At 54.2% G+C, this 25429-nt stretch carries 24 protein-coding genes and 1 tRNA gene; 16 read left to right on the top strand and 9 right to left on the bottom strand.

Annotated elements, in window-relative coordinates; genetic code table 11:
• Positions 1-207 precede the first annotated feature (207 nt).
• Positions 208-1041, top strand: coding sequence for an NAD+ synthase (locus P1L40_RS10330; protein WP_284006812.1), 834 nt, complete (start codon positions 208-210; stop codon positions 1039-1041).
• Between the two features lie 2 nt (positions 1042-1043).
• On the opposite strand, the gene P1L40_RS10325 is transcribed toward P1L40_RS10330, so the two are convergent.
• On the bottom strand, positions 1044-1721 hold the full coding sequence (locus tag P1L40_RS10325; protein WP_284006811.1) for an enoyl-CoA hydratase/isomerase family protein: 678 nt from the start codon (positions 1719-1721) through the stop codon (positions 1044-1046).
• A gap of 60 nt (positions 1722-1781) precedes the next feature.
• Between P1L40_RS10325 and P1L40_RS10320 the strand changes: the two genes are divergently transcribed.
• The 4 genes from P1L40_RS10320 to P1L40_RS10305 all read left to right on the top strand — a co-directional run bounded on the left by P1L40_RS10320 (position 1782) and on the right by P1L40_RS10305 (position 4481).
• Positions 1782-2438, top strand: coding sequence for a DUF7114 family protein (locus P1L40_RS10320; RefSeq protein ID WP_284006810.1), 657 nt, complete (start codon positions 1782-1784; stop codon positions 2436-2438).
• 67 nt (positions 2439-2505) lie between these two features.
• Positions 2506-2577, top strand: a tRNA-Thr gene (locus P1L40_RS10315).
• A gap of 154 nt (positions 2578-2731) precedes the next feature.
• A complete protein-coding gene (locus P1L40_RS10310) occupies positions 2732-3931 on the top strand; it encodes a tyrosine-type recombinase/integrase (RefSeq protein ID WP_284006807.1) in 1200 nt (399 codons plus the stop codon).
• 388 nt (positions 3932-4319) lie between these two features.
• The gene (locus tag P1L40_RS10305) at positions 4320-4481 is read left to right on the top strand and encodes a hypothetical protein (protein ID WP_284006806.1); all 162 of its coding nucleotides are present in this window, start codon (positions 4320-4322) and stop codon (positions 4479-4481) included.
• Positions 4482-4547: 66 nt separating this feature from the next.
• Here the strand turns inward: P1L40_RS10305 and P1L40_RS10300 are convergent, their stop codons facing one another.
• Positions 4548-5195, bottom strand: coding sequence for a ribonuclease H-like domain-containing protein (locus tag P1L40_RS10300; protein WP_284006805.1), 648 nt, complete (start codon positions 5193-5195; stop codon positions 4548-4550).
• 420 nt (positions 5196-5615) lie between these two features.
• Between P1L40_RS10300 and P1L40_RS10295 the strand changes: the two genes are divergently transcribed.
• On the top strand, positions 5616-6107 hold the full coding sequence (locus P1L40_RS10295; RefSeq protein ID WP_284006804.1) for an LAGLIDADG family homing endonuclease: 492 nt from the start codon (positions 5616-5618) through the stop codon (positions 6105-6107).
• 508 nt (positions 6108-6615) lie between these two features.
• Here P1L40_RS10295 and P1L40_RS10290 read toward each other — a convergent pair.
• Positions 6616-7698 (bottom strand): PDDEXK family nuclease, encoded by a 1083-nt coding sequence (locus P1L40_RS10290; RefSeq protein WP_284006802.1) that lies wholly within the window; start codon positions 7696-7698, stop codon positions 6616-6618.
• Positions 7699-7824: 126 nt separating this feature from the next.
• Here P1L40_RS10290 and P1L40_RS10285 point away from each other — a divergent pair, with 126 nt between their 5' ends.
• Positions 7825-8076: a PadR family transcriptional regulator gene (locus tag P1L40_RS10285; RefSeq protein WP_284006800.1), complete on the top strand. Its 252-nt coding sequence runs from the start codon at positions 7825-7827 to the stop codon at positions 8074-8076.
• Between the two features lie 848 nt (positions 8077-8924).
• Entirely contained in the window at positions 8925-11519 is a 2595-nt protein-coding gene (locus tag P1L40_RS10280; RefSeq protein WP_284006799.1) for a hypothetical protein, read from the top strand.
• A gap of 451 nt (positions 11520-11970) precedes the next feature.
• Here the strand turns inward: P1L40_RS10280 and P1L40_RS10275 are convergent, their stop codons facing one another.
• From P1L40_RS10275 to P1L40_RS10265, 3 genes are all read right to left on the bottom strand, one after another.
• On the bottom strand, positions 11971-12810 hold the full coding sequence (locus P1L40_RS10275) for a hypothetical protein (protein ID WP_284006797.1): 840 nt from the start codon (positions 12808-12810) through the stop codon (positions 11971-11973).
• Positions 12811-12935: 125 nt separating this feature from the next.
• On the bottom strand, positions 12936-13391 hold the full coding sequence (locus P1L40_RS10270; protein WP_284006795.1) for a hypothetical protein: 456 nt from the start codon (positions 13389-13391) through the stop codon (positions 12936-12938).
• A 4-nt stretch (positions 13392-13395) separates the two neighbouring features.
• Positions 13396-14175: a TrmB family transcriptional regulator gene (locus P1L40_RS10265; protein ID WP_284006793.1), complete on the bottom strand. Its 780-nt coding sequence runs from the start codon at positions 14173-14175 to the stop codon at positions 13396-13398.
• Positions 14176-14289: 114 nt separating this feature from the next.
• Between P1L40_RS10265 and P1L40_RS23555 the strand changes: the two genes are divergently transcribed.
• The 3 genes from P1L40_RS23555 to P1L40_RS10255 are packed head-to-tail and all read left to right on the top strand — an operon-like array spanning position 14290 to position 15566.
• The gene (locus tag P1L40_RS23555) at positions 14290-14586 is read left to right on the top strand and encodes a DUF7508 domain-containing protein (protein ID WP_419181178.1); all 297 of its coding nucleotides are present in this window, start codon (positions 14290-14292) and stop codon (positions 14584-14586) included.
• 18 nt (positions 14587-14604) lie between these two features.
• Positions 14605-15273 (top strand): hypothetical protein, encoded by a 669-nt coding sequence (locus tag P1L40_RS10260; protein ID WP_284006792.1) that lies wholly within the window; start codon positions 14605-14607, stop codon positions 15271-15273.
• Positions 15274-15281: 8 nt separating this feature from the next.
• A complete protein-coding gene (locus P1L40_RS10255) occupies positions 15282-15566 on the top strand; it encodes a hypothetical protein (protein WP_284006790.1) in 285 nt (94 codons plus the stop codon).
• A 10-nt stretch (positions 15567-15576) separates the two neighbouring features.
• Here P1L40_RS10255 and P1L40_RS10250 read toward each other — a convergent pair whose 3' ends face one another.
• Together P1L40_RS10250 and P1L40_RS10245 are read right to left on the bottom strand one after the other, a co-directional pair.
• Complete coding sequence (locus P1L40_RS10250) at positions 15577-16662, bottom strand: endonuclease NucS domain-containing protein (RefSeq protein ID WP_284006789.1); 1086 nt, start codon at positions 16660-16662, stop codon at positions 15577-15579.
• 122 nt (positions 16663-16784) lie between these two features.
• Complete coding sequence (locus tag P1L40_RS10245; protein WP_284006788.1) at positions 16785-17051, bottom strand: type II toxin-antitoxin system RelE family toxin; 267 nt, start codon at positions 17049-17051, stop codon at positions 16785-16787.
• Positions 17052-17300: 249 nt separating this feature from the next.
• Here P1L40_RS10245 and P1L40_RS10240 point away from each other — a divergent pair, with 249 nt between their 5' ends.
• From P1L40_RS10240 to P1L40_RS10225, 4 genes are all read left to right on the top strand, one after another.
• Positions 17301-21545 (top strand): Eco57I restriction-modification methylase domain-containing protein, encoded by a 4245-nt coding sequence (locus P1L40_RS10240; RefSeq protein ID WP_284006787.1) that lies wholly within the window; start codon positions 17301-17303, stop codon positions 21543-21545.
• Entirely contained in the window at positions 21538-22251 is a 714-nt protein-coding gene (locus P1L40_RS10235) for a hypothetical protein (protein WP_284006786.1), read from the top strand. Before P1L40_RS10240 ends, P1L40_RS10235 begins: the two co-directional genes overlap by 8 nt.
• A gap of 196 nt (positions 22252-22447) precedes the next feature.
• Positions 22448-22981, top strand: coding sequence for a hypothetical protein (locus P1L40_RS10230; RefSeq protein ID WP_284006785.1), 534 nt, complete (start codon positions 22448-22450; stop codon positions 22979-22981).
• A 725-nt stretch (positions 22982-23706) separates the two neighbouring features.
• Entirely contained in the window at positions 23707-24459 is a 753-nt protein-coding gene (locus tag P1L40_RS10225; protein ID WP_284006783.1) for a DUF429 domain-containing protein, read from the top strand.
• A gap of 66 nt (positions 24460-24525) precedes the next feature.
• Here the strand turns inward: P1L40_RS10225 and P1L40_RS10220 are convergent, their stop codons facing one another.
• A complete protein-coding gene (locus P1L40_RS10220; protein WP_115864742.1) occupies positions 24526-24720 on the bottom strand; it encodes a cold-shock protein in 195 nt (64 codons plus the stop codon).
• Between the two features lie 180 nt (positions 24721-24900).
• On the opposite strand from P1L40_RS10220, the gene P1L40_RS10215 reads away from it, so the two are divergent.
• On the top strand, positions 24901-25410 hold the full coding sequence (locus P1L40_RS10215) for a hypothetical protein (RefSeq protein WP_284006780.1): 510 nt from the start codon (positions 24901-24903) through the stop codon (positions 25408-25410).
• Positions 25411-25429 lie beyond the last annotated feature (19 nt).

Here is a 25429-nt window from a genome sequence, read left to right as displayed (position 1 = left end):
CGACGCCGCGCGAGGCGCGGACGACTACTCGCACTCGTGGGTGAACGGTCGGCACACTTGAACGTAGCGTTTCGGCTGGCACCGCCGCTGGCCCGACAGCGAGCCGTCACAGGACGAGCGTCCCGTCACCGCCCTCGACACTGGACGGACGGTCGGAAATCCTGCGTCGATAGGTGGGTATTAGTCGTCGCCGGCCTACACGTCGGTATGGCCGAAGCCGACGCGATCGTCCGTGCCGAGGACCCCCTGGACCTGACGTTCTCCGAGGCGGAACTGGAAGCACATCGCGAGCACTGCACCGCGTTCGTCCGCGAGCAACTCGACGCAGCCGGCGTCGACCGGGCCGTCATCGGCCTCTCGGGCGGGATCGACAGCACGCTGACTTCGCACCTGGCCGTGGAGGCGCTGGGTGCCGACGCGGTCCACGGACTCGTCATGCCGAGCGAGGTCAACCGCGACGAGAACATGAGCGACGCCGAGCGCGTCGCCGACGAACTGCTGGGTATCGAGTACGACGTGATCGAGATCAACCCGCTCGTAGATGGGTTCCTCGATGCGTTCCCGGCCGCCGCGGGCGACCAGCTCGCGGTCGGGAACCTCCGGGTTCGCTGTCGGGCCGTCCTGAACTACCTCGTCGCGAACCACGAGGACGCCCTGGTGCTGGGGACCGGTAACCGCAGCGAGGCGCTGGTGGGCTACTACACGAAGTACGGCGACGGCGCCGTCGACTGTCACCCCATCGCGGGGCTGTACAAACAGCAGGTCCGCCAGCTCGCGAAACACGTCGGCGTCCCCGACGATCTAGCCGAGAAGACCGCCAGCGCCGAGATGTGGGCGGGCCAGACCGACGCCGCCGAGATGGGGATGGACTACGACACGCTGGACTCGATCCTCGCGTTGCACGTCGACGGCGGCGTCCCCAAGGCCGCGACCGCCGACCACCTCGGCGTCCCCGAGTCGGCCGTCGAACAGGTCCGCGGGATGTACGAGCAAAGCGCCCACAAGCGGGCGATGCCGCCGGGCCCGGACCCGCTGTACTGAACTCAGTCCTCGCGGGCCGCGATCAGTTCCGCGAACGCCGCCCGTTCGCGCGCTTCTCGCTGCTCCCGGTCACCGCCGTCACGGAGCAGTCCCTTCACCGTCCTGAGCGCGCCGTGGTCGACCGCCGCCAGCTCGCTCGCGACCTGCCGTGGCTCGTCGGTCACCCGCGAGACCAGTCCCAGTCGGAGCGCTTCGGTGGCGTCGACGGTCCGTCCGGTCAGGGCCAGGTCCATCGCCGCGCTCTCCCCGACGATCCGCGGGAGTCGAACGGTCCCGCCCCAGGCGCCGAAAAGCCCCAGTCGGACGCCGGTCTCCGCGAACGTCGCCGCGGGCGTCGCCACTCGGAGGTCACAGGCCAGCGCCAGTTCGACGCCGCCACCCCTGGCCGCCCCGTCGACGGCGGCCACGACCGCGCCGTCGTACCCTTCGATCGTCCGTGCGACGTGCTGGCCCAGCGCGGCGAACTCGCCGGCCGCGTCGGCGTCGAGACCGGCGATCACGTCGAGGTCGGCGCCGGCACAGAACGCCTCGCCGGCCCCCCGGAGGACGACGACCGGCGCCGTCGCGTCGGCCAGGGTGCTTTCGAGGTCACGGAGCGTCTCGCGGGTGAGCGCGTTGCGCTTCTCGGGCCGGTCGAGCGTGATCGTACGGACAGCACCGTCGGCCGTCGTCCCCACCATGCCGTCCCTCACTCCGGTGTTTCCAAAGGTCTTTGCCCTTCGCGCCGCTAGGTTTTGCCAATGGAGGAACTGGCGGCGGTCCGCCGAGCCGCGGTGGCAGCGGTCGACGACATCGAACCCGGACATCTCCGAGACCGGATCGTGTCACGCCTCGACGACGCCGCGTTCGCGCCCGGAATCCTGACGCTGGCCAGCGCAGACGCTGCGCGGGACCGGACGGCAGAGCCCGGCGACGGCCTCACCGACCGCGCCGCGGGCGTCCAACTCATCTACGAAGGGCTGGCGCTGACCCGGACGCTCGCCCACGACGACCCCTGGGAGCACGGCGACCGCGACGCCGCGGACCTGGACATCCTGATCGCCGACATCCTGGTCTCGCGGGGGTTCTACCTGCTCGCCCGGACCGAAGCCGCCGACGACGCCGTCGAAGTCGTCCGCTCCTTTGGGTCGGATCAGACGGTGCTTCGCTCGACCGGCGACGAGCGCTTCGACGCGAACCTGGAGACCGACGTACTGGAACTGGCCGTCGTCGCCGGCGTGACTGCGGCCGGGGAGACCCCGACCGCCGGCCTCCGGGAGTACGCCGTGACGCTCGCCGACGGCGGCTTCCCCGAGCACGCGGTGTTGCTGGGCGAGGACGTTCGGACCACGGTCGCGGCCCGCATCGGGGTCGATACGCCCGCGACCGACGGGACAGAGGCGGCCGCCGACCACTGAGAACGACCGCCATACCCGAGCGGAATCGAAACGCCTAAAGACAATTGCCGGGAAGAAGGAGATGCGTGCCTGGGTAGCTTAGCGGTAAAGCGCGTCCTTGGTAAGGACGAGACCCCGGATTCAAATTCCGGCCTAGGCTTAAGCGGCCTTACAGGCTCTCTCAGTCGATTTCGGCCTTCTCATGAGAGCCAAACGATGTCCAATAACACCCGAAAACGCTACAACCCGATAGCCGCGCAGTCTTGCGATTCGAGAATGTGTCATGGCACACAAACAAACGGAGGTGTGTGCGCGTGACCAACCAACCCGATCCACTGGATAACCTCCCCGCTGGTGGTGGCACCCCTCAGGATGGGCTTCCATCGGCTCCAGAACCAGTGGAACTCGATTTCCCGCTCGTCAGTGAACGGTCACGCGAAGACCTCGAAGCGTACGGACTCAATATGGTCGACGACTACCGGGACTTCAAGAAAGAGCTCCTCTCGTGGCTCGGCTCGTATGGGAAACACCCAGAGAAAGGTCAGGGCCTCGCCCAGAGTACACTTCAGTCGACACACTACAAGCTTGAAATTGCGTTTCGGTGGCTCTGGGAATATGAAGACGCCTACACGACGGCGTTTACACCAGATCATGCAGATCGACTCATTCGACTCCTCAACCGCTCAGACGAGATGGCTGATTCAAGCGTACTTCACTACGGGAAGGCTGTCCAGCGGCTATTCAAGTATCAAAACCATATCCACGGAACCGATTACGACTGGGAACCGAAGCCGGAACTGAGTCAAGCAACTGGCGACGAGCGCGATTATCTTCGCCGGACGGCTTTCAAGCCGCTCTATCAGGCGGCGCTGGAATACAATTCAGTCAAGAGCTACCATAGCGACATGTCCTCCGAGGAGCGTGATCGGCTGAAGACATTCGTCTCCCAGCGACTCGGCGTGCCCAAGTCTGAGGTCGGCCCCGAGCACTTCAAACAGGCTAACTCTTGGAAAGAACCGTCGATTATCGCTGTGACGTTGGACACTGGGCTTCGTCCCATCGAGGTGGGCCGAGCTACTACGGAGTGGATCAATCTTGAGAACAACGAGCTCAACATTCCCAAAGACGAGTCCACAAAGAACGAAGCTCACTGGAACTGTTCAATCAAGGGGCGCACAGCGAGAGTCCTCGAACGGTGGTTGGAGGAGCGAGCAACGTATGACAAGTATCGTGGTCGAGACGAACTCTGGCTCACGAAGCAAGGGACTACGTACAGTTCGAAGTCATGTAACTACCTACTGAGCCGGCTCGTCGACGATGGTGACCTTCCCATTCCAGACCACAAGGACATAACATGGTACGCGATTCGCCACGGGGTTGCGACATACTGGGCGAATCATATCGGTCCGCACCACGCGAAAGAGCAGCTTCGTCACAAGAGCGTCACGACGACGATGAAATATCTCCACTCCGACGCCGAAACTCGAAACGACGCGGCCGAACAAATCTGGTAACGCTCACCGAAAAAGCGAGTGACTCTACACCCTCACGCGTCCGTTCACGATAGGAACTAGTGTTCCCACGATAGAACATTTACTGAGCATCGGAAGCAGGACGTGTCTAAAGAGATAGCTTCTGAACGGATGGATATGAGTGGTGATGTCCTGGACAAACACTACGGTAAGCGAACAGAGCGAGAGAAAGCGGAGCTTCGGAAAGAATATCTGGAGAGTCTTTAGCTGATAAGCTAAGGATCTCTTTGGATCTCTCCACACTGAGAAGCTCTGTTGACTACCAATAATCAGTTGTGTGTCTATAGAGCTTGATATATTGGATATAGAGATAGAACATTTAAACAGGCAAAGCATTTGTAATTTCACAGACCAGTATAGAGCATAACTGATGGATGACCACAAACTAATCAAGGTCCCTCAACCCGGTGGCAAGCTGAAGCAGGACAAACTGGAAACAAAGATTGGTATCGGGGAAAATGAGGGATATACTGTAGTTGAGTCAATTTCTGTGAAGGGGACAACGAAGTACTTGATAATGGCTAAAGACTAATGTGAGGCCGCAGAGCGAGCTATATACGGATTGACTTTCGGAATGTTGCTGGTGGCAATCTCCGCTTCAACGTCGTCCAGCGTCGGCTTCATACAACGAGATGTTCGCCGCCACATCAGTTGCAGTATATTTGTGAATCACTCTGTCCATCTCTTGCACTCGATCTTGTGAGCCACTCTCGACCGCTTGCAGATAGGTTGGTGCCAATGACTCACCGAAGATCGTGTTGGTCAGTTCCTCGCCTTGCCATTCAGTTGGTTCCACAACAATGCCATGGGCCTCCAATGTCTCCTCAAGACTCGGCCATTTCTCCCCAGCTTCAGATGCCCGGCGTTTCCGAGGGCGAAAGAGATCAATATGATGGTTAGTACATGATAGCTCGGGTTCTCCGTCGAACGGGAGGCGAGTGATGCGCCCCTGCAAATAATCAAGATCGAAATCCATCCCATTGAATGTCACCAGTGCCGAAGGTTCGAACTCGTTAATTCTCTCAAAGGCACGTCTGATTAACGTACGTTCACAGCCCAGTGCACCGCCGTATGTGAGGACATCAATTGACTGCTCCTCGTTGAGTTCGTCATAGAGTCCAATCCCGATTGCTACCGTCTGGCTTTCGCTTGGGTCGATTCCATCAGTCTCGATGTCGATACTGGCGTATCGGGTTACAATGTTTTCAATTGGCAATTGATATTTCAGGAGCTCTGTCGCGGACATATCTCATGACCAGAGCGTGCATGCTTAAATATATCTATAATAAGACAGGTACATATACTGTCATATATGTATGCCGTTCAAATAGTCTCAAAGACAGGTGTTATGGGATTAGAATCTAAAATATTCAAGAATACTTATACTTGTCTGCGCCCTATTTTTATTTGGGGACATACCCCAATACAGCGGTAATCCGTTAACTCCGTCGGCAAGATAGCTAACAGAGCAATACCGGGAGAATCTCACTGAGCGGTGCCTCTCTCGGTGACACATCTGTTCCAAACACGGCGAGAGACATCACTACTATGTTCAAAACATCCAAAATTACGAAATCAAGAACCGATCACGAGACACGCAAAAACACTCCGAGTAGTCGCGTACCCACATCGAATCAATCCGAGGAACATCAGGTAACCCACACCAATGACTGATGTTTCCTCAGACGAGCTCGCCTACACCCTGGGACTCATCAGTGGTGAGGGCTCTTTCTTCATCACGTTCGTACGCGACGACCGATACAATCACAATGTCTGGTACAGTCCCAAGATGTCGGTATCGATGGGCGAATACAGTCGGGAGCTACTCAAAAGTCAGCAGGCACTGTACGGCCTCGGAACCGTCACTGATCATCCGAAAGGATACGCCTGGACGCTCTCATCACGGTCGGACTGTCACGAGCTTCGCCGGCTCATTGACGGACACATCAGACGACATGAGAACACAGCGTTCGTCCAGAGCCAGAAATACCAGTCGTATCAAAAATGGTGTGAGGCGCTCGAAATTCTACAGCCCGACCGATCACTCAGTGAGAGCGAGGTAATCGAACTTGCTGACCTTCGAGAGGGGATGAACAACATCCAAGCAGCGAGTCATATCTCCCCGGAAGAGATCAGGAGAACACTCACTCAAGAATAGCCAGCGAAGTACAGCGGTATCCGACCACCGTTGTCGGATATCCCATTATTATATCAGAAATATTATACTTGTATAACTCCAATATTCATATGGGTCCACTCACAGGACTCATAGAGGACGTGACCTGGGGAGGTTATCGACGCCGGGTAGCTGTCGCTATCTGGCCCCTCTACGAGACGGCAACTGGCGGCTGATTCTGGTTCTGGATCAGCCGAGTCGTCTCTTCATCGAAGCCTCATCAGTCGTGCTCACTGACGCGTGAGTGCTCGTTATCGGCGGCGTGCTATCCGAGAGAAGTACGCGTCATTATGCCTCACGATGATTGTGCGAGCCACAGCTCTTCAACCCGGTACGTAGATACCACACACTTCGAATAAGAGTGATATTTCAGCCAGGGGGCAAATCGGGTATCCATCATCCCCCTCCTGATCGTTGGCCCCTAAAGGCCGTTATTTCGAGTGGAGACTCGGTTTGACCTCCTCTAATGGGCACACCGATTGAGAGAGAGTCAGGCGGCGGTAAACGCCTCGTGTCCCATCCGAACCATTGCCGCATACGCATCAGCTATATCATCCAGAAGTGCATCGTCAAGGCTCTCAGCATCATCTATATTCCATTTGCGGGTGACGACACGGTAGGTTTGATTACCGGTAATCTCGAGTCCGTGTGCTTCGAACTCAGTCTGCATCCCCTGAAGCTCTGAGATACCCGTCTCACCCTGTACGTCGATTGCGATTACCACAGTTCCGTCATCGGGCTTGGGCGCGAGGCGATATGTGATTGATGTCGGGTGATTCTCGTTCTGAGACACAAGTTCTGGTTCCCGATCGTCGATGCCATCCGGAAACAGGTCACTGACTGAGGCCGCGTTCGTCACGGATTGGAAACGGGGAAATGCCCGTTCAAGAATATCGTTGGTCAGGACAGGGTACGTCGGACTTGGCCGGTCTTTGGGACGGACTCGCCCTGGCGGATAATCGACTATAGTCGAGCTTGCGACAATCCGGTTGTGACCCTCAGCAGAGTGGAACGCCTGAAGCTCGACGCACTGGAAATCAAGGCCTTCATCCAGCAGATACCGTACGTTCATTTCTGTTCGCCGGGTGATTTCCTCCGCGATGACGACCATCCGCTCAGTAGAACCGAACTGATCCTCATCCAGCGTTTCCCCAAACACGGCTTCAAAGTCTGACTGGAGAGTGCCACCAACAACGTTCGAGCCATCGACATCCCACTCTCCGCTATTCACGCGTTCCACGTATTCTTGGTATAGCTCGTTGAGGTCGTCATATCCGAAGTGGCTCAGGGACTGTGCGTAATTCTGAGGTTGACTCAGAATGGTCTCCTCTGATGCACTACCTGAACCCGAACGGCCAATTTTCACCTCGAAGATTACTACGTTGCCCCAACAGTCGAGCCCGATGAGATCAGCGACGCCAGTTTCCAGTCGGGCCTGACGGCTGATTACGAGGATTTGCTCATTCAAGAGTAGCTCCGGATTCTGGTGCAACCAGTCTTCCAGTGTCTCTTCGGGGTGTATCGAAGTTTGTTCGTACTCAGCAGCATCAGGCACTGATTCCGTCTCGCTCATCTCGTGTACCCGCATAAGAGGTCTGTCAAATCGGATCACCCTATAATTTCGGACCGGTATGATTTTCTGACCGGTTAGAATTTCTTTTATATACTACTCGCATTATCGGTCTGATTTCCTGAGTGAATGTCTCTACTGGGTGCGACGAAAGAGTCGATCCTGCGTGAGCTCAAGGAAGAGCCAAAGCACGGATATGCTATCGCCGATGCCGTTGAGATTTCCTCTGGTGGCGTATATACCCATCTACAGGATTTAGAGGAGGCGGGGATGGTCGTGGTTGACGAAGAAGAAAAAGAAGGTAGAGGAGTCACAACGTATCGGCTGACCGAGGCTGGTGAATTGCTTGTTGAAGCATTAGAAAAAGCAGACACTGCGTGAGCCAAGTTGGTGGTGGCATGTCTGCTCTCTTTTTGTCTCTCCGACTGGAATTTGTTTTCTTGCGCCTCACACATTCCTGGTGGCTTGGTCGTTCAGGTGAGAGGTATGCCGGCACAGTTATCGCTGACCGAAACCGGCGACTGTTGAGTGGCTAAAGTGAATTAGCTTGGCGTATCGGTCCGCAATTTTTTGACCATCTCACGGACTTTGTCAGGACCCCACATCCCACCCGTCAACGATAACACGATAGGACTAATGTGAAGTCACTGGACGAATTCTGAATCAAAAGTCCCCGGGGTGAAGGCCAGCGACCGCAATCAAAGAGCCTGAACACGTAACCAGTACGTCAGGTATCCTGATAAGCTGCACTCGTCTGACTCGTAATTGTGACATGTCCGCCATGACGATATCAACCGGTTTTCGCAGATATTCCCTTGAGAAATCGTAGTTTTCAACATACAGATCCGGACCTTGACCGATCACAGACAACTCTGCATCCCGATGAGGAACAGGGAAAACTGGTATTAATAGTGGGATACCTTTCTGCAAATAGAGATGGACATGACGACCGTTAGCCTAGATAAGGCAACAAGAGACAATCTTCAGATAGTCAAAGAAGAGCAGGAGCTTCCACACTATGACGCTGCGGTGTCCTGGTTAATCAACGAGGTGGGAGAGTAACGACTCTCGGTTAGCTGGAAAAGCCGAGCAAAAGGGCACCTGCTCGGCTTGATTGGGAGGCTGGGGATACCAGCTCCACGCTCCGTGTAGATCTTGTATCCCGACGTTATTGGCTTTTTCCCTGAGAGTTCCGTATAATTTCCAGCTCCCGTCCAATTTATTATATAATGACTGGTTCAGACGACGATCAAATCAAACCCGAAATCAGAGATCCGACTACCGATCTTGCAGCGGTTGACATACACAAATGTACTCCACCTAATCGGGGAGAGAAAAGTATCGATATCGAGCAACGACGGGGTGAAATCGAAAACAATCGGTATGCTCAGGTTCAAAATAATGATGGACTCAGTATCTTAGGAGATGACCCAGGTATCGGTAAGACAACCAGTTTCACACGTGGTGTAGCAAATCAGAACGAACCATTCGTCATTTATCTCCCGAAACATCAGAATTGCAGGGAATTCGAATTAGATGAGTTGAAGCCAGATATTGGCCTCCATTTGAAAGGGCCGAATCAGCCGAAACATGATGGCTGCTTAGATGCAGAGATTGAGGAGAAGCAGTGTGACAACCACGGTGATAGTGTGTGTCCCAAGATGTGTCCAATCTATGAACAGGCTCCTGATGATTCGATCCGACGTCGTTTTGAAGCCGTCCGAAAAGAGCGTGGGACAGGACAGGCGCATAGGGCACTCAATCTCAAAGAGAAAGACTGGCATGGTGATAAATGTCCTTGGCAACGACAGTGGGACCGATTAGACAATGTAGAGCGTGTGGTCACAGTCACTGAATATGCCACTGACGAGCGCGTTAACAGTCACGGCCTGAACATTATTGATGATCTCCCCGGATTTTTAGAAAAAGAGCAGACTCTTTCTGAAAGGAATCTTCGCGAGATTATCGGCGGGCTTGAGTATTTGGCTGAAACTGGAAACAGTTCTATTTCCAATTCGGTCGCTGAGTTGGTTGATTTCATTCAGCAACTACAGGACACACTGCAAGAGGATGAACCATCTGAGATGAAGACGCTATCGCCGCCTAATTTCACACCACAAAAAGAAATAGGCGATCGTTTGAGCGATGACACTGATGAGTTAGCGGAGCTCCTTGCTTGGATTCAACATGCCTACCGGGAGCACTTGCTATTGAAAACAGTCGATAAGAGCGGAGAGCTACAGACATACTATGATGCTGATGACGAGACTCCGTTCTATCTTGACTCGATATTCATGGCCGCGGCTGTAGCTGGATTACCCGAAGACTCGGTTCGCCGTGCTATTGGAGCATCACCGGGCGTTGAACAATGTCCGCGGTGTGGTGAAGGATCAAAATACAATAAAGGACAGATAGAGAATATTTTCACAAAAGAGTCTTATCAGACCCAGAGATACGTCAATACCAGCTATCATAGCTGTGGGGAGTGTGGATGGTCGGAAAAAAATGATTTGCTAACTGAGGGAGATATCGAACTCCCGAGAGCGAATATATGGATTCAAAAAGATGATCCAGACAAATTAGACCCAATTCACAAATTCATATATCGTCAACTCCCACTGGTCGACGACCTACCGAACCCTTCTCAGACTGTAATTCTTGATGCAACACCTGTGCCAGAAGCATATGCTCTACTGTTCCAGATCAACCCTGACGACATCACTGTGACAGGTGAGGAGCCAGTGGAACTCAATGCGACGATAACGCAAATCGTTGATGGACAGTACCATCGTGGAACAATCGCGAACGATGAACGTGGTAAAAGTCTTCAAGATAGGCTTCAGCGGGGTATTGACGCGCTATCAGCGCAGCATAATCGTGTAATTGTCGTCGGTCATCAAAAGGCAAAAGAATATTTCGAGGTCCCAATAAATGCTGAATGGATAAGCTTCCATTCCGGGCGGGGACTTGATTTCCCAAAACATGATGCTGTGATTATTATCGGTGCTCCCCACACCCGGACAAAGGACTTTGTTGAAGATGCAAAGCTACTGGCGATGGACCAGAATGCTGTCCGACTGGGTGGCGAAGAACACTCCACACGCCGAGATACAGAGGTTTCAGAGCCTGTTTATCGGAAATATTATTATCGGGATAGCTCAGGAATGGGCCGAGCTGTCCCAACGAAATCTTACAAGGGCTTAGTCGGTAAGTTATTCAGAAACAGAAGAGAAAACGAGATTGTTCAACTTGCCCACCGTATTCGACCGACTATAGCCGATGAAGAGAAGCAGATCTACCTATTGACTAATGTCCCGACCGAACTCCCTGTCGACAATCTCGTCACACTACCCGAACTCACAGAGCCAGTTTATCACCAGCTGGATATAACAGAGGGTGCGGTACGATTGTTAGAACTCTGTGTTCAACAGGCTGAAGAAGGACGCGCAGCTGAAAAAAACCGCTGGTTCAACGAGTGGGATGAGAACACGCTCCAGCACACAGTTTCGGGGTTCCATGAATTCGCAACTTCGCAGAAAGATGGTCTTGATGTGGAAGAACGAACAATTAGAAATTACATCAAAGAGCTTCAGAGCCTCGGAATTGTGGAAGAAGGAGAGTATATTCAGCGTGAAGGGCGAACATACGATTTCGACATTGCTACCTCGAAAAAGGCGTTATTGATACTAACTAATAACACGGATTTCGAAGTAGACACTGTCCGACGATTAGCCGAAATAGTGGACAGTGCAAATGAATCCACAGAATGGATTGAGTGGGTATCTGAGCATCTTCAGACCAGTGACGAATCTGGAGTACTATGACAGCCATCTTCTAATAGGATTGATCGGTGGCTACTGAGTACGGATTCGGATTATCACATCCGGACTTGCCCTAACAATGCCAATAGTTGCGCTGGCCTGATGACTACGCTGAGAAAGTTTGACCGGTCCTCCACGACTGGTGTAACTACCGCATCCATTCGAGAATCTGTAAGTAGCGGAACCCGGTTCTGCGGTAGCAGGGGCTATTTTGTACTACACGCAAGAGAATGACACAAACTACGTTCTCGTCGGAGAACGCCGATTAACGGCTACAGGCCTAAAACAGAGGGTAGAAATTATTCCCGGGTGCCTTTGAGCCGCTGTAACAGTGTATGCTTGAACCGTTTTCGGGGTCCTTTCGATACACTCTGGCCCTCGAAGCCTGGGTTGTTTTCGTCCATCTTATCCCTATCTTGAGGCTCCCGGGTAAAATATCTTGGCACCGCTGATTTCAGTAATCCAGATTGAAAATATGATAGCTCACACCAGTCATTATTAATGAGGTTATGATGAATACTGAGAGGTCAAATCGGAATCCTGCGTTGATTTGAAGCCAGATATCGAGTATATAATTTCTAATTTTATATATTGGCGGAAGTACTTGAATTATTGTCGACAATATAAACACTCCAAAACTTATTCCGAAGTACCATTGGAAGGATCGATCAGGGACCAATGCAATCTTGATAGCGATTATTAAAAGAAGGAGATCAATGATGACAAGTGGCAACCACAAAAAATCGTGGACCTGAGTTTGAATCGCACCTGTAGTAATCACCCCGATAGTCAAGAAAGCAATACCATTAACCGCGGATATTACTGTATAAGCCATCAGGTCACCATTCCGTTCTAGGACCTTCTCGTTGTCAGAAATCCATTTTGCGTAACCAAGAGCAAGTTCACGATAGAGTTCATCAATGACATAATCTTCGCTCAGAGTATCTTTGATATCTTCCTTCCTCACTCCGATGTCAATGTCTGAGGACGTGTAGGTAACGCCAGCGAAAGCAATTGACGTAACCAGAGACAAAGCTCCGAATGCGGAATTAATGTTTATCAGGTATCCAATTTCTACACCATCGTTACGAACTGCGATTGAGATGGCCCCGACAACAACACTGATCAAAAGAATATTCGCACGATAAATTCTGACAGCGTTATCGTCAATATTTCCTAATGTACTGGCTTGGTAATCAACTGTGTCGCTTGCTTCTCCAATAATTCGCTCTAATGAATCAATAGTAGCATCAGTATCATTAATCTCGATTTCATCTGACTCACTGTCCTCCATGAGTTATAAGCGAATCTATGTCAAGGGCAATATGCTCTTTCATCACCGCAGGAGAGAGTAGGATTTCGTCTTAGCACGGGAGTGATTATATCATGCCACCAGAGCCGAGAGCTGACAGTCGATAATCAGTAAACGCTGTTCTCAGCGTACTCTGGATACTCTTCGTAGACTTCATCAATGACCTCTGGAAGGGACATCTGCTCGTTGTAACGCTGCTTCACAGATTTCGCTAATTCGATGATGGCTTGGGCATCATCATCATCCCGCTGCTTCTCAGCAACTTCGCGTCCCGAATCGTCAACTCGATATAGATACTTGAGGTCGCCCTCATCATTGTACTCAACCTCGTTCTCGATGAGCAGATCCGCGTCAATCATCTCGTCAATATCCTCAGCCAACTCTTTCGAAAACGGTCCGTAGTCGTATGCGAAGTATTCATAGAAGCGGTCTTCGCTGTAATCCTCTGTCTGAGATAGTTCCTGCTGGATGACGAAGACCATCTTTTGAAGCCGAGTCCGACCTTCTATCGGATTCTCATCTCCCACGCAGGCGAGTGCAAGGGGGATGAGTCGTTTGTGCATATGATTATACCTCGGTTGCGTTCTCTTTTGAAGTCTTAAACGCCTTAAGCAAAATGTTTACTGACTCGTCATCTTCGATTTTAACCCCTGTATCTCCTCTCCCGAAACGCATAATCGCCAGCTCGTCGTCGACAAGGGCTAATGAAGAGTCAAAACGCTCCTGAGTCCAAGCCCGGGCTCCCGCGTCATCGACGAGCTGTTCGAGTTTGTCGCTCCATCCTGACCAGCCGATGACTTCGACAGTAACATCATCGTCAACTAATTGACCCAGATCGCGAATTTGATTGGATTGAATCCATTTCCCGTCGTGGTCCATCAGTAGGATGCGATCCTCGGCACTGTTAATCGCATCAACCAGTTCTCGCTTCGTCCCAGAGATGCCAGGCATGACCCAGGCGGGATGGCGTGGGTCAGCTCGTTCACGCTGTATCTCGTGTTGCTGCTCCAGATGCCCGATAGCAGCATCGGCCTTCTCATTGAACTCGTCTTGTTTGTCTCCCAGTAGAGACCGTGGATGCTGAGCTTGGTACCGTTTCGGTTGGTGGCCCTGTATGTTGACTGCGTTACCCTCTAACTGGCCCATAATATCGTAGACCCGGCCTTGGGGTACATCGGTCATGGCGACAATTTCGCTGGGTTCCAGTGGACCATGCTGAGCGACAGCCACATATGCTGCAGCTTGGTACGCCGTCCAATCCATAACGTCCCGCACGTATTCCCTCAGCTCATCCCCGCTGAGAGAAGTGGGTCGTTCATCGCCTCCTGACGGACCTGCACTATCCATAGACAACAACATTAGTTGTTTTGTTAGACCATCATAAATTCACTTCTTATTACCACGTCTAACAATGTTGTTTATGCAATTCTACTTACCAATTCCCGTCGTACTGTACGCTACATGCCAATCAAGAAGAACTGGAGTCGAGCCAATTCCAAGCATATCAACGCCAACGTCCCAACGAAAGGGGGAGTTTACGAGCTCAAAGCCTTCGGGGAGCTGGTCTATATCGGTAAGACGAGTAACCTACGACGTCGGCTCCTCGAACACCTCAACGAACGAAACCCGAACTACTACCGGTTCAAGAAGGCCGGATTCTTGCAGAGTCCGAGTGGCTTAGAGAGTGAGCACTTGGAAGCATACGGAACTACTCAATCCGAAACCCCATCTTGGAACGAGCGGTTCCCGCGAGCGTAATAGATTCAATTCTTCCTCATGACTACGTACGATACCATTGAAGGCTGGATTCGCGATGAAAACGAGGGTCACGACAGCGTGGAAGATCAAGTGGACGCCGCCTACTGGTTCTGGGACCGAAATATAACAATCCCGAAAGACCGGGTTGCCAGAACGAGCCAAGTGGACGAACACATAGCGCACCGACTTGACCATCAGATTCGCACCAGCCTCGATAATCTCGAGGACATCGGTGTGTTGGCACAACTGGATCCGCCGGGTAGTGGACAGTACATCCGCCACCACCGTACAGAGACGAATTTCTACGACCCAAGTACGCGAGATTTCGTCCCTCTACTTGAGGAAGATATGTCGCGGTTTCTGGATGACCTGGCCAACAGGACAGAGCAAGAATTACAGATTGCAGATGGGGGTGAAGATGGCGACGATATCCCCGAAACACTTCGAGATGTTGCGGCCGAGGCATTAGATGTGGACGCCCAGAATGTCGAAAAGACGCTGACCAACCCTTCAGATCCGGTTGTGCGAATGAACCGCTATGATTCTGTCGTGAACGCCATCAAAGAGAATGAACGGGTGTCTCGGAACCGAAACTACGACGAGATGGGATGGCGGAACAGTGCGCTCCGGTGGAGTCTATCGGAGCGTGCAGCGCATATCGAGGCAAACCACTCGCTTCCATCTTAGGACTACATATGGGATATGAAACTGGAGCGGTAAAGTGGGCGATCGGGATGTTACTCACCCCCGTCGGGTTCGCGTCGCTCTATCTCTTCGGAGATGCAATTTGGAATACGGTGACCCACCTCCAAGCGTTGTTCCATCTCCTGCAGTTCACTGACCAGCCACAGATTCTGATCATGGGTCTCATAGAGATATATGTCCCAACGCCAGAATCAGTGGTAGAGTCATTAGTGCTCTATCCCCTGGTTGGAGCGACCGTCGGCGCACTACTCTGGTATCGTGGTGTAAAGTTCTAAACTACCGCTCTCATTCATCCACATCGAAGTGCTGATACAGGCGCTCCAATGAAAACTGATTCCTGAGCTTCGTTACAGTGTTTTGATTTGCGTACATGCCGGTTTCCCAGTAGGCCTCCTCAAGTGGCCGGTCATCAATCCACTCGACACCGACAAGATACTCACGCAGTGCTTCGTCCTCTACGTTCTCGTCCATCGCCTCGGCGTCGATATCCACATCAAGAATCGATTTTGTCCCGTCGTCGGTCTCGACCTCAAACTCCCCAACCGGGGTTTTCTCTTTCGTGACTGTGCCGACACCAACGTATCCTCTCTTTGGAATATGAACAAAAATCCGATCGTCCACAGAAAGTTGATCCAAGGTTCGACTGTACCACTCACCCTGGCCACCGGATATAAATCCGTACTCACGTGCATCTGACCAAGATCGGTGTTTTCCATGGCCGAAGGAAGCGTAGTAATCGCGGCCGTTCCATGCTTCGCGTTTACTCGGCGGTTCAGGCGTCTCTTGCGGATCAATGAGCCAAGTGCGACCAATGTATTCTCGGCCGTCGTCTTGATAATAATTGAAACGGACAGCGTTGACTGGTACACTGTATTCCTCCGCAAGATACTCTACGATACGTTCTGTAGCAGCATCCAGTTCTGAAGCGACGATAGTGAGACTATGGGTTTGATTGATATCTTCTGGAACACCAGAGGCACCCTCTGGTCTCGCAGAACTGAACTTCTCACCAAAGGCTTCCTCAAACTCCCGGGTGTCATCGAAATCATCGTGTATGTCCGTGATATCATCGTATGTCAACTGACGGACCCACGAGGCGTAATCAAGCGCCTGAGCGACGACATCTCGGGGCGTTCGATCTCGTTTCAATTCGATAATGTGTAGATCGCCATCTGCGTCGATGCCGAGCAAATCAAGTCTATTTCCGCTTGCCGTTCTGATTTGTTGACCAACTATGAGGAGATCGCGACCCAGCATATTCGGATCTTCGATGAGTAGTTTTTCGAGGCGAGATTCGTCGTTAAGTTTCCCAGACGAGAGGCGCTGAAAGTCATTGTCGTCAATTCTCCAGAGTCCAAATTCGATAGGCATACTTCCTCCACACAGACGCTGCATATTGTCTTTGCGACGGTGCTGAGCAGTTGTCAAAGGAGGCAACCCGCGCTACCTGACCGTCATAGGGAAATCGGGTATGCCTGCTTTACAATACGCGTCTACCGATAGAGATTCTCGCGATGGCGAGCTTCGTGGACGACAATCTCGTTCTCCTCCTCAACGATGTCGACAAAGACACGGTAGGAGCCCCAGTTATATTTGCCGTTGGACTGGCCGCTCCACGGTGAGTAGTCCCAATCCGTAGGCGACCGGAACTCCGCAGTAGCGACACGGTCGAGTTTCTTCTGAATCTGGGAAACGGCCTCGCTGTTCAGCGTCTCAAACGCCGTCTCGGAACCGCTTCGGAAGGAAATGTCGTAGGCCATGGGTGGGTTAACGACACAGCCGAAGCCGCGACTGTGCCGTTATACAGCACCCTGCTGAGGGGCCAATTTCAGGTGGCCCGCACAATATAGCCTATCTTGTACCATTAATAAACAGGTCAGAGTACTTGAAACTACTGAGAGAACAAGTGACAGTGCAGGAAATCACACAGAGAATAGGAGACGGTTCGAAATCACCACCTCTTGCGTCATCTATTTGTGAGTTGGCGGAAGCAATCTGGTATATCTCGAATGAGCCAAGCCACTCTCTCTGAACGACCATATGTAAACTCGAATCTGTTCTCCAGCCACTATCTGGATGGTCGGGTGCAGGAGCGAGACGAGTGGGACTGCGATGAAGCAGCTCGTCAAGCGATGGAAGAGCTCCAGTCGTTATACGAGTTAGAAGGCCCACTGGTCGAAGGGTATGGCGAGGACGCGCTCATCGATAACTGGATAGATGAAGTTCTCGATGTGCTCGGGTTTGGGACGCAGGACGAAGTTACACTCCCCAATGGGGGTGGATTCGTTGACGAGCTCCTGTTTGAGACGCCTACAGCTCGCCGTGAGGCCGCGAAGGTCTACTTAGATACCCAGGATACAACTGACCTGTTTGAACGTGGTGTGGGCATTGTCGAAGCCAAACAGTGGGACGCCGATTTCAACGTGCAGTTTAGCGAACAGCGCCCATACCGGAACGCCTCTCATCAGACCAAGCATTATCTCGAAAATACACCGTCGCACATTCAGTGGGGCGTACTCACCAACGGTCGCAAGTGGCGACTCTACGGTACCAACGATTACGAGACCCAGACCTACTACGAAGTAGACCTCCCCGAGCTGCTTGAACGCGGCGACATGGAGGCGTTCAAATACTTCTACTTGTTCTTCCGGCCCGCCACGTTTCACGAGTCCGGTGGGACGACGTTTCTGGACGAGGTGTGGTCCGAAAGCGAGACGGCGTCACAGGAACTCGGAGAGAATCTACAGGACAACGTCTTCACCGCCCTGCGGGTACTCGGACGAGGATTCGTCGAGACCAACGACGACCTTGACATTGACCCCGACGATGAAGAATCTCTGGACGAACTGAAAGAGCAGTCGCTCGTGTTCCTCTACCGGCTGATGTTTGTACTCTACGCAGAGGCGCGTGGGCTCATCCATCCCGAGGACCAGCGAGCGCAGGACGACTACGAGGAGAACTTCAGCCTTGATGCTCTCCGGCTCGAAATCCACGATAAAATCGGGGAAGTCGACGAGGGGTTCGCCGAAGAGTTCAGTGACTACTCGACGGGAATGTGGGGCCGACTCGAAGACCTGTTTCGGCTTATTGACGAAGGCGAGGACGACCTCGGTATTCCGCCGTACAACGGTGGCTTGTTCGATCATGAATCCCACGATTTCCTTACCGAGCATGAGGTGAGCAACCAGTACCTCGCAGAGGTCATCTACCGGCTATCAACCACGCAAAACGATGAGGGTCGCTACGTGCTAGCGGACTACGCCGACCTCGACACACGCCACCTCGGGAGCGTCTACGAGGGCCTGCTTGAGCATCAGTTCCGTATTGCATCCGAGCAGTATGCAGCGGTCGCGGAGGACGGTGGCCAGGTCTGGAAGCCTGCTACCGAAGTCAGCGTAGCCGACGCCGTCGAGACCGTCCGCGAGGGCGGCCTATACGTCGTCAACGATGAAGGCGAGCGCAAAGCCACCGGTGCGTACTACACGCCCGACTATGTCGTGACGTACATCGTCGAGGAGACGGTCGGCCCGCTGGTCGAAGAGATACGCGAAGACCTCATCGACCAGGGCTTCGAGCCGGGCACACAGGAGTACATCGGACCTTTCTTCCGTCGTGTGACCGACCTTCGGATTCTTGACCCCGCAATGGGTAGCGGTCACTTCCTGACGAAAGCGACAGGCTATCTGTCCGAGCAGGTGATGGCCGAGGTCCGAGAGGCCGAGACCGAGTTCGGCGTGGCCTTCGACGAACAGCACATTCGGCGAGAAATCGCCAAGGAGTGTATCTACGGTGTCGACCTGAACGGGATGGCCGTCGAGCTGGCGAAGCTGTCGATGTGGTTGGAGACCCTGGCCGCCGACCGTCCGCTCGCCTTCCTCGACCACCACTTCAAGCAGGGCAACTCACTGGTCGGTTCAGACATTGAGGACATCGAGGAACTGGAATCCGACGCCAATGGAGACGGCGAGCAGGCGTCATTGGCTGAGTTCGGCGCGACCCGTGAAGGCACTATCGAGCGCCTGATGGACATCTATAGCGAGTTCCTCGACATAGAGAATGAGACAGTCGAGGACGTGCGCGAAATGAAACGTAAGTACGCCGAAATCGAGCAAGACGAACTCCGTCGACGACTCGTGGCGATGGCGAACGTCCATACAGCCGAGCGGTTTGGCCTCGATGTACCAAGTGGTGTCTACGAACGCATGGCGAAGGCACTGGAGGATGACGAAGAGTGGATGGCCGTCAAAAATACTGATTGGTTCAGAAGTGCCCAAGCGACAGCCGGTGAGCAAGATTTCTTCCACTGGAAGCTGGCGTTCCCAGAGGTATTCTACAGAGAGGGCGGGACAACGCGAGAAGACGCCGGATTCGATGCGGTAATTGGGAATCCGCCATACGTCAAGATTCAGAATCTCAGGCGTTCAGTACCACAGTTCGCGGATTACGCTCTACAGACGTTCGATATCGCAACGGGTCGGTTCGACATCTATGCGCTGTTTGTCAAGGTCGGGACAGAACTTACGGCTGATGGTCGACTATCGTATATCCTCCCCAACAAGTTCTTCGAATCTGGTGCCGGGCAACCGCTACGACAGTATCTCGTCTCGAACCAGCTACTCCGCGAAATCGTTGACTTCGGTCGACATCAGGTGTTTGAAGGTGTGACGACTTACACCTGTATCCTATCTCTCCAGAGCAGAGGCCAGGCGTTCGAATACGCCGAGGCCAGCGAAGCAAGCGAAGTCGGACTCAACCAGGCACCAAGAGCTGAAATTAAATTGGACGACCTTGATGATGAAAAGTGGGCACTAACAGGACCACGGGAACGCAACGTGCTCGATAAACTTCGGGAGGGTGGCACACCAATAAAAGAACAATCACAGTACCTGTCGGAGGGCATCGTTTCTGGAGATAACAAAGTCTTGTTTGTAGAGATAATCGAGAGGAATAAGGAGACGGTGAAGATTGAGTGTGCCTTAGATGGTGCTCAGTACGAATTGGAATCAGAGATTGTCAGACCCCTACTTCGAGGTGACGTTATTGAACGGTTTGGCTCCACACAGGCCCAAGAAGCGGTCGTCTATCCGCACGAAACACACCGGGGAGAAACACGCCCAATTCCGGAAAACAAGCTCCAGAACGAGTATCCATTAACATTCGAGTATCTCACCGAATTCAAAGAGCGACTTGCTGACCGGGGGACTGGGGATATGCGTTATCGGGAGTGGTATGCCCTCTACCGGTCGCGGGAGAAACAGTTGTTTGAGGCACCCAAAGTTATCACTCCAGACGTTTGTCAAAGATGTGAATTTACCGTAGACCATAGCGGGACCACCTTCCTTCCCGACACAGCTTACGGTATCGTGCCTGAGCGAAATGAAGAGCGACACCGAGAGTATCTGCTCGCTGTGCTAAATAGTGCCCCGATGTGGTTTTTTGTCTACCATACAAGTTCCGTTCTGCGCGGTGATTTCCGCCGATTCAAGACCTCGTATCTTTCTCCACTCCCTGTCCCTGATTCATCACCAGCAACTGAGCGGGAGACAGAGCCGACATTCGAGAACGTAATCAAAGACAAGGAGATGAGTCCCGGAGAACGCCTTTCCGACTTAGCATGTGTAGCTCTAAATCTTAGCGAGCGGCGAGATGACCTGAATCTTGCTCTCCTCGACTATATACAGCCATATTCGGAGGGACCATCACTCACTGACATCGGCATCTACCAGCCTCCAGAGGGAGTTGGCGACACGAAACTGGCCGCCACAAAGGAGGAGTACGGGAACATTCGGATCGGGACTGTAACGTGCGAACGCGAGGACCAGAGCACAGTCATCATCCACGCTACGGCTCGCTACAAGCCTGACGATGAAGATGCATACGAGACCGACCAGTGGGGCTACACAGAAACAGAGCCGATGCCTGCGATGCGTCTGACCGACCTCTCCGAAATCAAGGCCGACCTCGTGGAGGCGTTCGTGCCGGTCGCCGTCAAGGAAGCCGGTGGTTTCGCCGGATTCCGCGAGACAACCACGAAGACGAACTCGCTGGTCGACCGGCTGGAGGCGATAACTCTCCCTGACCCCGACGACGTGGCCGACGACCTCAAACGGTATCGAGAGGCCATCGAGCGAGCGGAGGAACTCGACGGGAAGATTCAGCGCACAGACGACCTGATCAATCAAATCGTCTACGATTTGTACGGCCTGACCGACGAAGAAATCGAGATTGTCGAGGAAGCAGTCGTCAATGAGTGATCCCCAGCTTGACGAGTTTGACCCACGCGCTGAACTCGTCCGAAGACAGCTTCAAACGTTCCCTCTCAAATTTCGGGAGTTGGGTGAAGGCGGCGAGCTAAGGCGGGTTCTGGATGCTGACAAACCACAGACACTGCAAGGACCACTTGTCGGACAGCAGCCAGAGATGTTCACTGAGCAGTATCTCATTGAGCCGATTTTACATGGACTTGGTTACACCGACCCTGCATCACCAGAATACGATGGGACAGGTGCATACTTCGTCCGCCGCCCGACCACATTCAGAAGTGTCGAAGCGAAACGTCCAGACTACCTGCTTGAACAGGTGGATTCCGCTTTAGTTTGCATACTCGAAGCGAAGGCGGCAAACAGGGAACAACAATCGGAACGCGCAGCAACCGATGATATTCGCGACTACATAGAGGTAAACACGTTCTGTAGATACCTGCGAGACATCAATCACGAGTATCTTGTCGCCATTGGGACTGATGGACTGCGATGGACACTGTGGCAATCAAAGCTCCAAGAGGATACACAGGGAGAGGTATGCCATGTTGACTTATCTGCAGAAATAAAGACGATAGCTAAGCAACTTGATGTGATAGAGGGCGAATCCGACCGGACTCCGCATAGCATCAGAGAGTCGCTCAGGGAGTTCACGAATCACTTTGCTGCGGATCGCCTTCCAGAGGTCGTGAAGGAATAACTGAATCTCGGGCCATCACGGGCTGTACAGTTCGATATAGAATTGAAACTGAGTGAGAACATGCCACCAAAACCGTTGGCCGGGTTTCGTTGAGACTCTTCTCAACTCCCCGTCTGTATGTACATACAAGCCCATATGTACGTACAGAAATCGGGGCACAGTAGATATTTACGGGGTGGTAGGGTAATCCTCCTGAATGACTACCGCTGTGGAGATACCGCCACGACTGGTCAGAACGGTGTATCGAAAGGCCAGTGAGCGAAATCAATCGTTTGAGAAGCGGGAAGACTGGGACAACTATGCCAGAACGTGGGGTGTTGACCCTGAAGACCGACACGTAATCGGACTCTTGGGTGAGATGGCGTTCGCTATCTATGCTGATTTGCAGATTGATACGGAACTTGTACGATGGTCAGATGGTGGTGTTGATTTCGAGGTTTCTATCGATGGCATCAAGCGGACGGTTGATGTGAAAACCAGTCGGAAAGAGCCGTACGCCTTACCGGTTAAGGAGTGGCGTGTTGACTCAGAGTATTACGTTCTCGCTCATTTGGAGGGGGCGTTGGAAGATACGTTAGAAGATGTCACGGTGAATCTCATAGGAACGGCAACGGAAGAGATGGTACTTGATGCGGACCGGAAGAAGTCGAATTTTGACCATTACAACTACGAAGTGCCGGTTTCGTCGCTGAATCCGATTCCAGACAGTGCATCTATCGTCAGTGAATAGTGAAGGCCATAACTGTTGACGTAGTTCGGCTTTCCGCACGGCCCTGAGAAATGATCAAGAGAACGGTCCGGTGCCATCAATTTCAACGGCCACGGCTGGTTCTGTGGGTTGTTTTCCGGAACGTGCGCCTGTGGCTCCCGAGAATGTATCATCGCTTATTTATAGGCTCGTGTAGTGATTTCGGGATGAGAAGGACCGGAAACGGTCGAGAACCAGCAATAGTAGCTGTGAAACGTCCGATTTGGTCCGGTGTCGACCAGGACCTTGGTAAGGACGAGACCCCGGATTCAAATTCCGGCCTAGGCTTTCTGCGACGAACGAACGTGAGGAGCGAAAGCTAAAGTCGGAATTTGAATCCCTGCCAGTCGCAGCCCGCGCAACGACCGCAGGGAGTGAGCAGGACCGTCTGGCTCTGGTTCAAATTCCGGCTTAGGCTCTTCTTGGAGATCACCTGCGAGCGGCGCGTCTCGTCGCGCCGCATCCCGTATCGTCGTACGAGACGGACCGGGATTTGAATGCCTGGAAGACGAGCGTAGCGAGTCTTCCTCTGGTTCAAATTCCGGCCCAGGCTTCTTCCGCCCACAGTTCTGCCAGGGGGTTCCGTCACCGGGCAGTCGCTACGGTCCGGAAGGAAGGCGGAATCCTCCGAAACGACATGTGAGCGGCCCGTCACTCCCCGACAGAGTCGGGTCAGCTTTTTCTCCACGCACCGACGATAGTCGACAATGGCCGACGACGCGGCCGACTACTACGTCGGGATCACCTGGTGTGACGAGTCGTGGCTGGCGGTGGCGTTCGGGACCGAGGGGTTCGACCACGTCGCCGTGTGTGACGGGATCGGCGACTGCTGGGCGCGGTACGAGGAGACGGCACGGCGGATTCTGGTCGATCTCCCGGTCGGCCTGGTCGAGTCCGGCGACCCCGCCAGACGGTGTGACGACCTCGCCCGGCGAGTGCTGGGGCCACAGGCCGGGACCGTCTACACGCCGCCGGTCCGGGAGGCGACCCGCAAGCGGCGGTACTCGGCCGCGGGTCGCGTCCACGAACGCAAGAGCGGCGAGGCGCTGTCGGAGGCCGCCTTCGAGGCCCGCGACGGGATCGCGATGCTCGACGAACTCCTCCAGGAAGTGCCGGAAGCCGCCGCAGTGATCCGGTCGTCAGATCCCGAACTGTGTTTCCGGGCGCTCGCCGGTGATCCGCTCGAACAGCCCCGCGGGACGGCGGCGGGCTACGCCGAGCGGATGCGGGTGCTGGCCCACTACGACCGGGACGCCGCCCCGACCGTCCAGCGGGCCGCCGACGAGACGGCCGGCCACGCGGTCACCGTGGCCGACGTACTCGACGCGGTGGTGCTCGCGTACACGGCCGCACCGGGCGACGGGGCACTGCGGACGCTCCCGCCCGAGCCACCGACGGACGCGAAGGGGCTCCCGGTGGAACTGGTCTACCGGGCGAGCGCGGCGCTGTCGGGTGAGTGAGTCGGGCCGCCGAGCGCCGGCGCGGTCGCTGGCCGATCGAGTGAATAACTGCAGGCAGAAGTCGCCTTACAGTCGGGTGACGTTGGTCGCGCGCGGACCCTTGTCAGCCTGTTCGATGTCGAATTCGACTTCCTGTCCCTCTTCGAGGTCCGGGCCGCCAACGTCTTCCATGTGGAAGAAAACGTCCTCGTCCTCGTCCTCAGTATCGATGAAACCGTAACCGCCAGTGTCGTTGAAGAAATCAACCGTTCCTTTCGCCATTGCATCTGAAGGGACGCCGAGACCACGGATAACAGTTCCGATACGTGTACCCCAGGTGAGATGGCAGAACCGCGAGACGGCGAATCGCTGGTGAGTGCTACCACGAGTCACCCGGGCCGAGAGTCAGCAAGCCAGCACGGCCGTCCCAGCCGCTATGGTGGTCGGGGCCGACCGTCCGGTATGCTCCGCCGTCTCCGCGAGAACGGACCGGTCGTGTTGGTTCCGCTGGCCTGGACGTTCGCGCTGGCCGCACACGTCGACGTGCTCGCACTCCGGACGGTCCTCATCGCGCACCTGGTGATGGACACCGTCATCGTCGTGTTCACCGCCCTCTCGTGGCGCGAGATGACCAGTGGGGTGTTGCGGGCCTGGAAGCTGGTCCTGCTCGCTGGCCTGGTGGCGACGCTCGTCGGGACCGCGGGACTGCTCGCGACACCGCCGATCCGGCCGGCGCTGACCGCGACGGTCGTCGCCTGGATGCTGATTCCCGCGGCCGGACTCGCTTACACCGGCCAGCACGTCGATCGGTTGGCGTCCATTTACACCGTCGGAGCCGCACTCAGCGTCGTCGGAGCAGGCGTCTACGTGGCCGGCGTCGCCAGCGTGGGCCCCCTGCTCGTCCCTGCCGGCCTCGCGCTGACGGGAGTCGGCCAGACCGCCGGGATCGTCGCCGCGGTCGTGGGGTACTGACCCCGGGTGGATTTAAGCC

Origin of the sequence: Haloarcula pelagica (genome assembly GCF_030127105.1) — an archaeon.
In the GTDB taxonomy this organism is placed as follows: Archaea; Halobacteriota; Halobacteria; order Halobacteriales; family Haloarculaceae; genus Haloarcula; species Haloarcula pelagica.
Note: the sequence above shows the minus strand (reverse complement) of the source record. Positions and strands in the feature narration are given on the sequence as shown.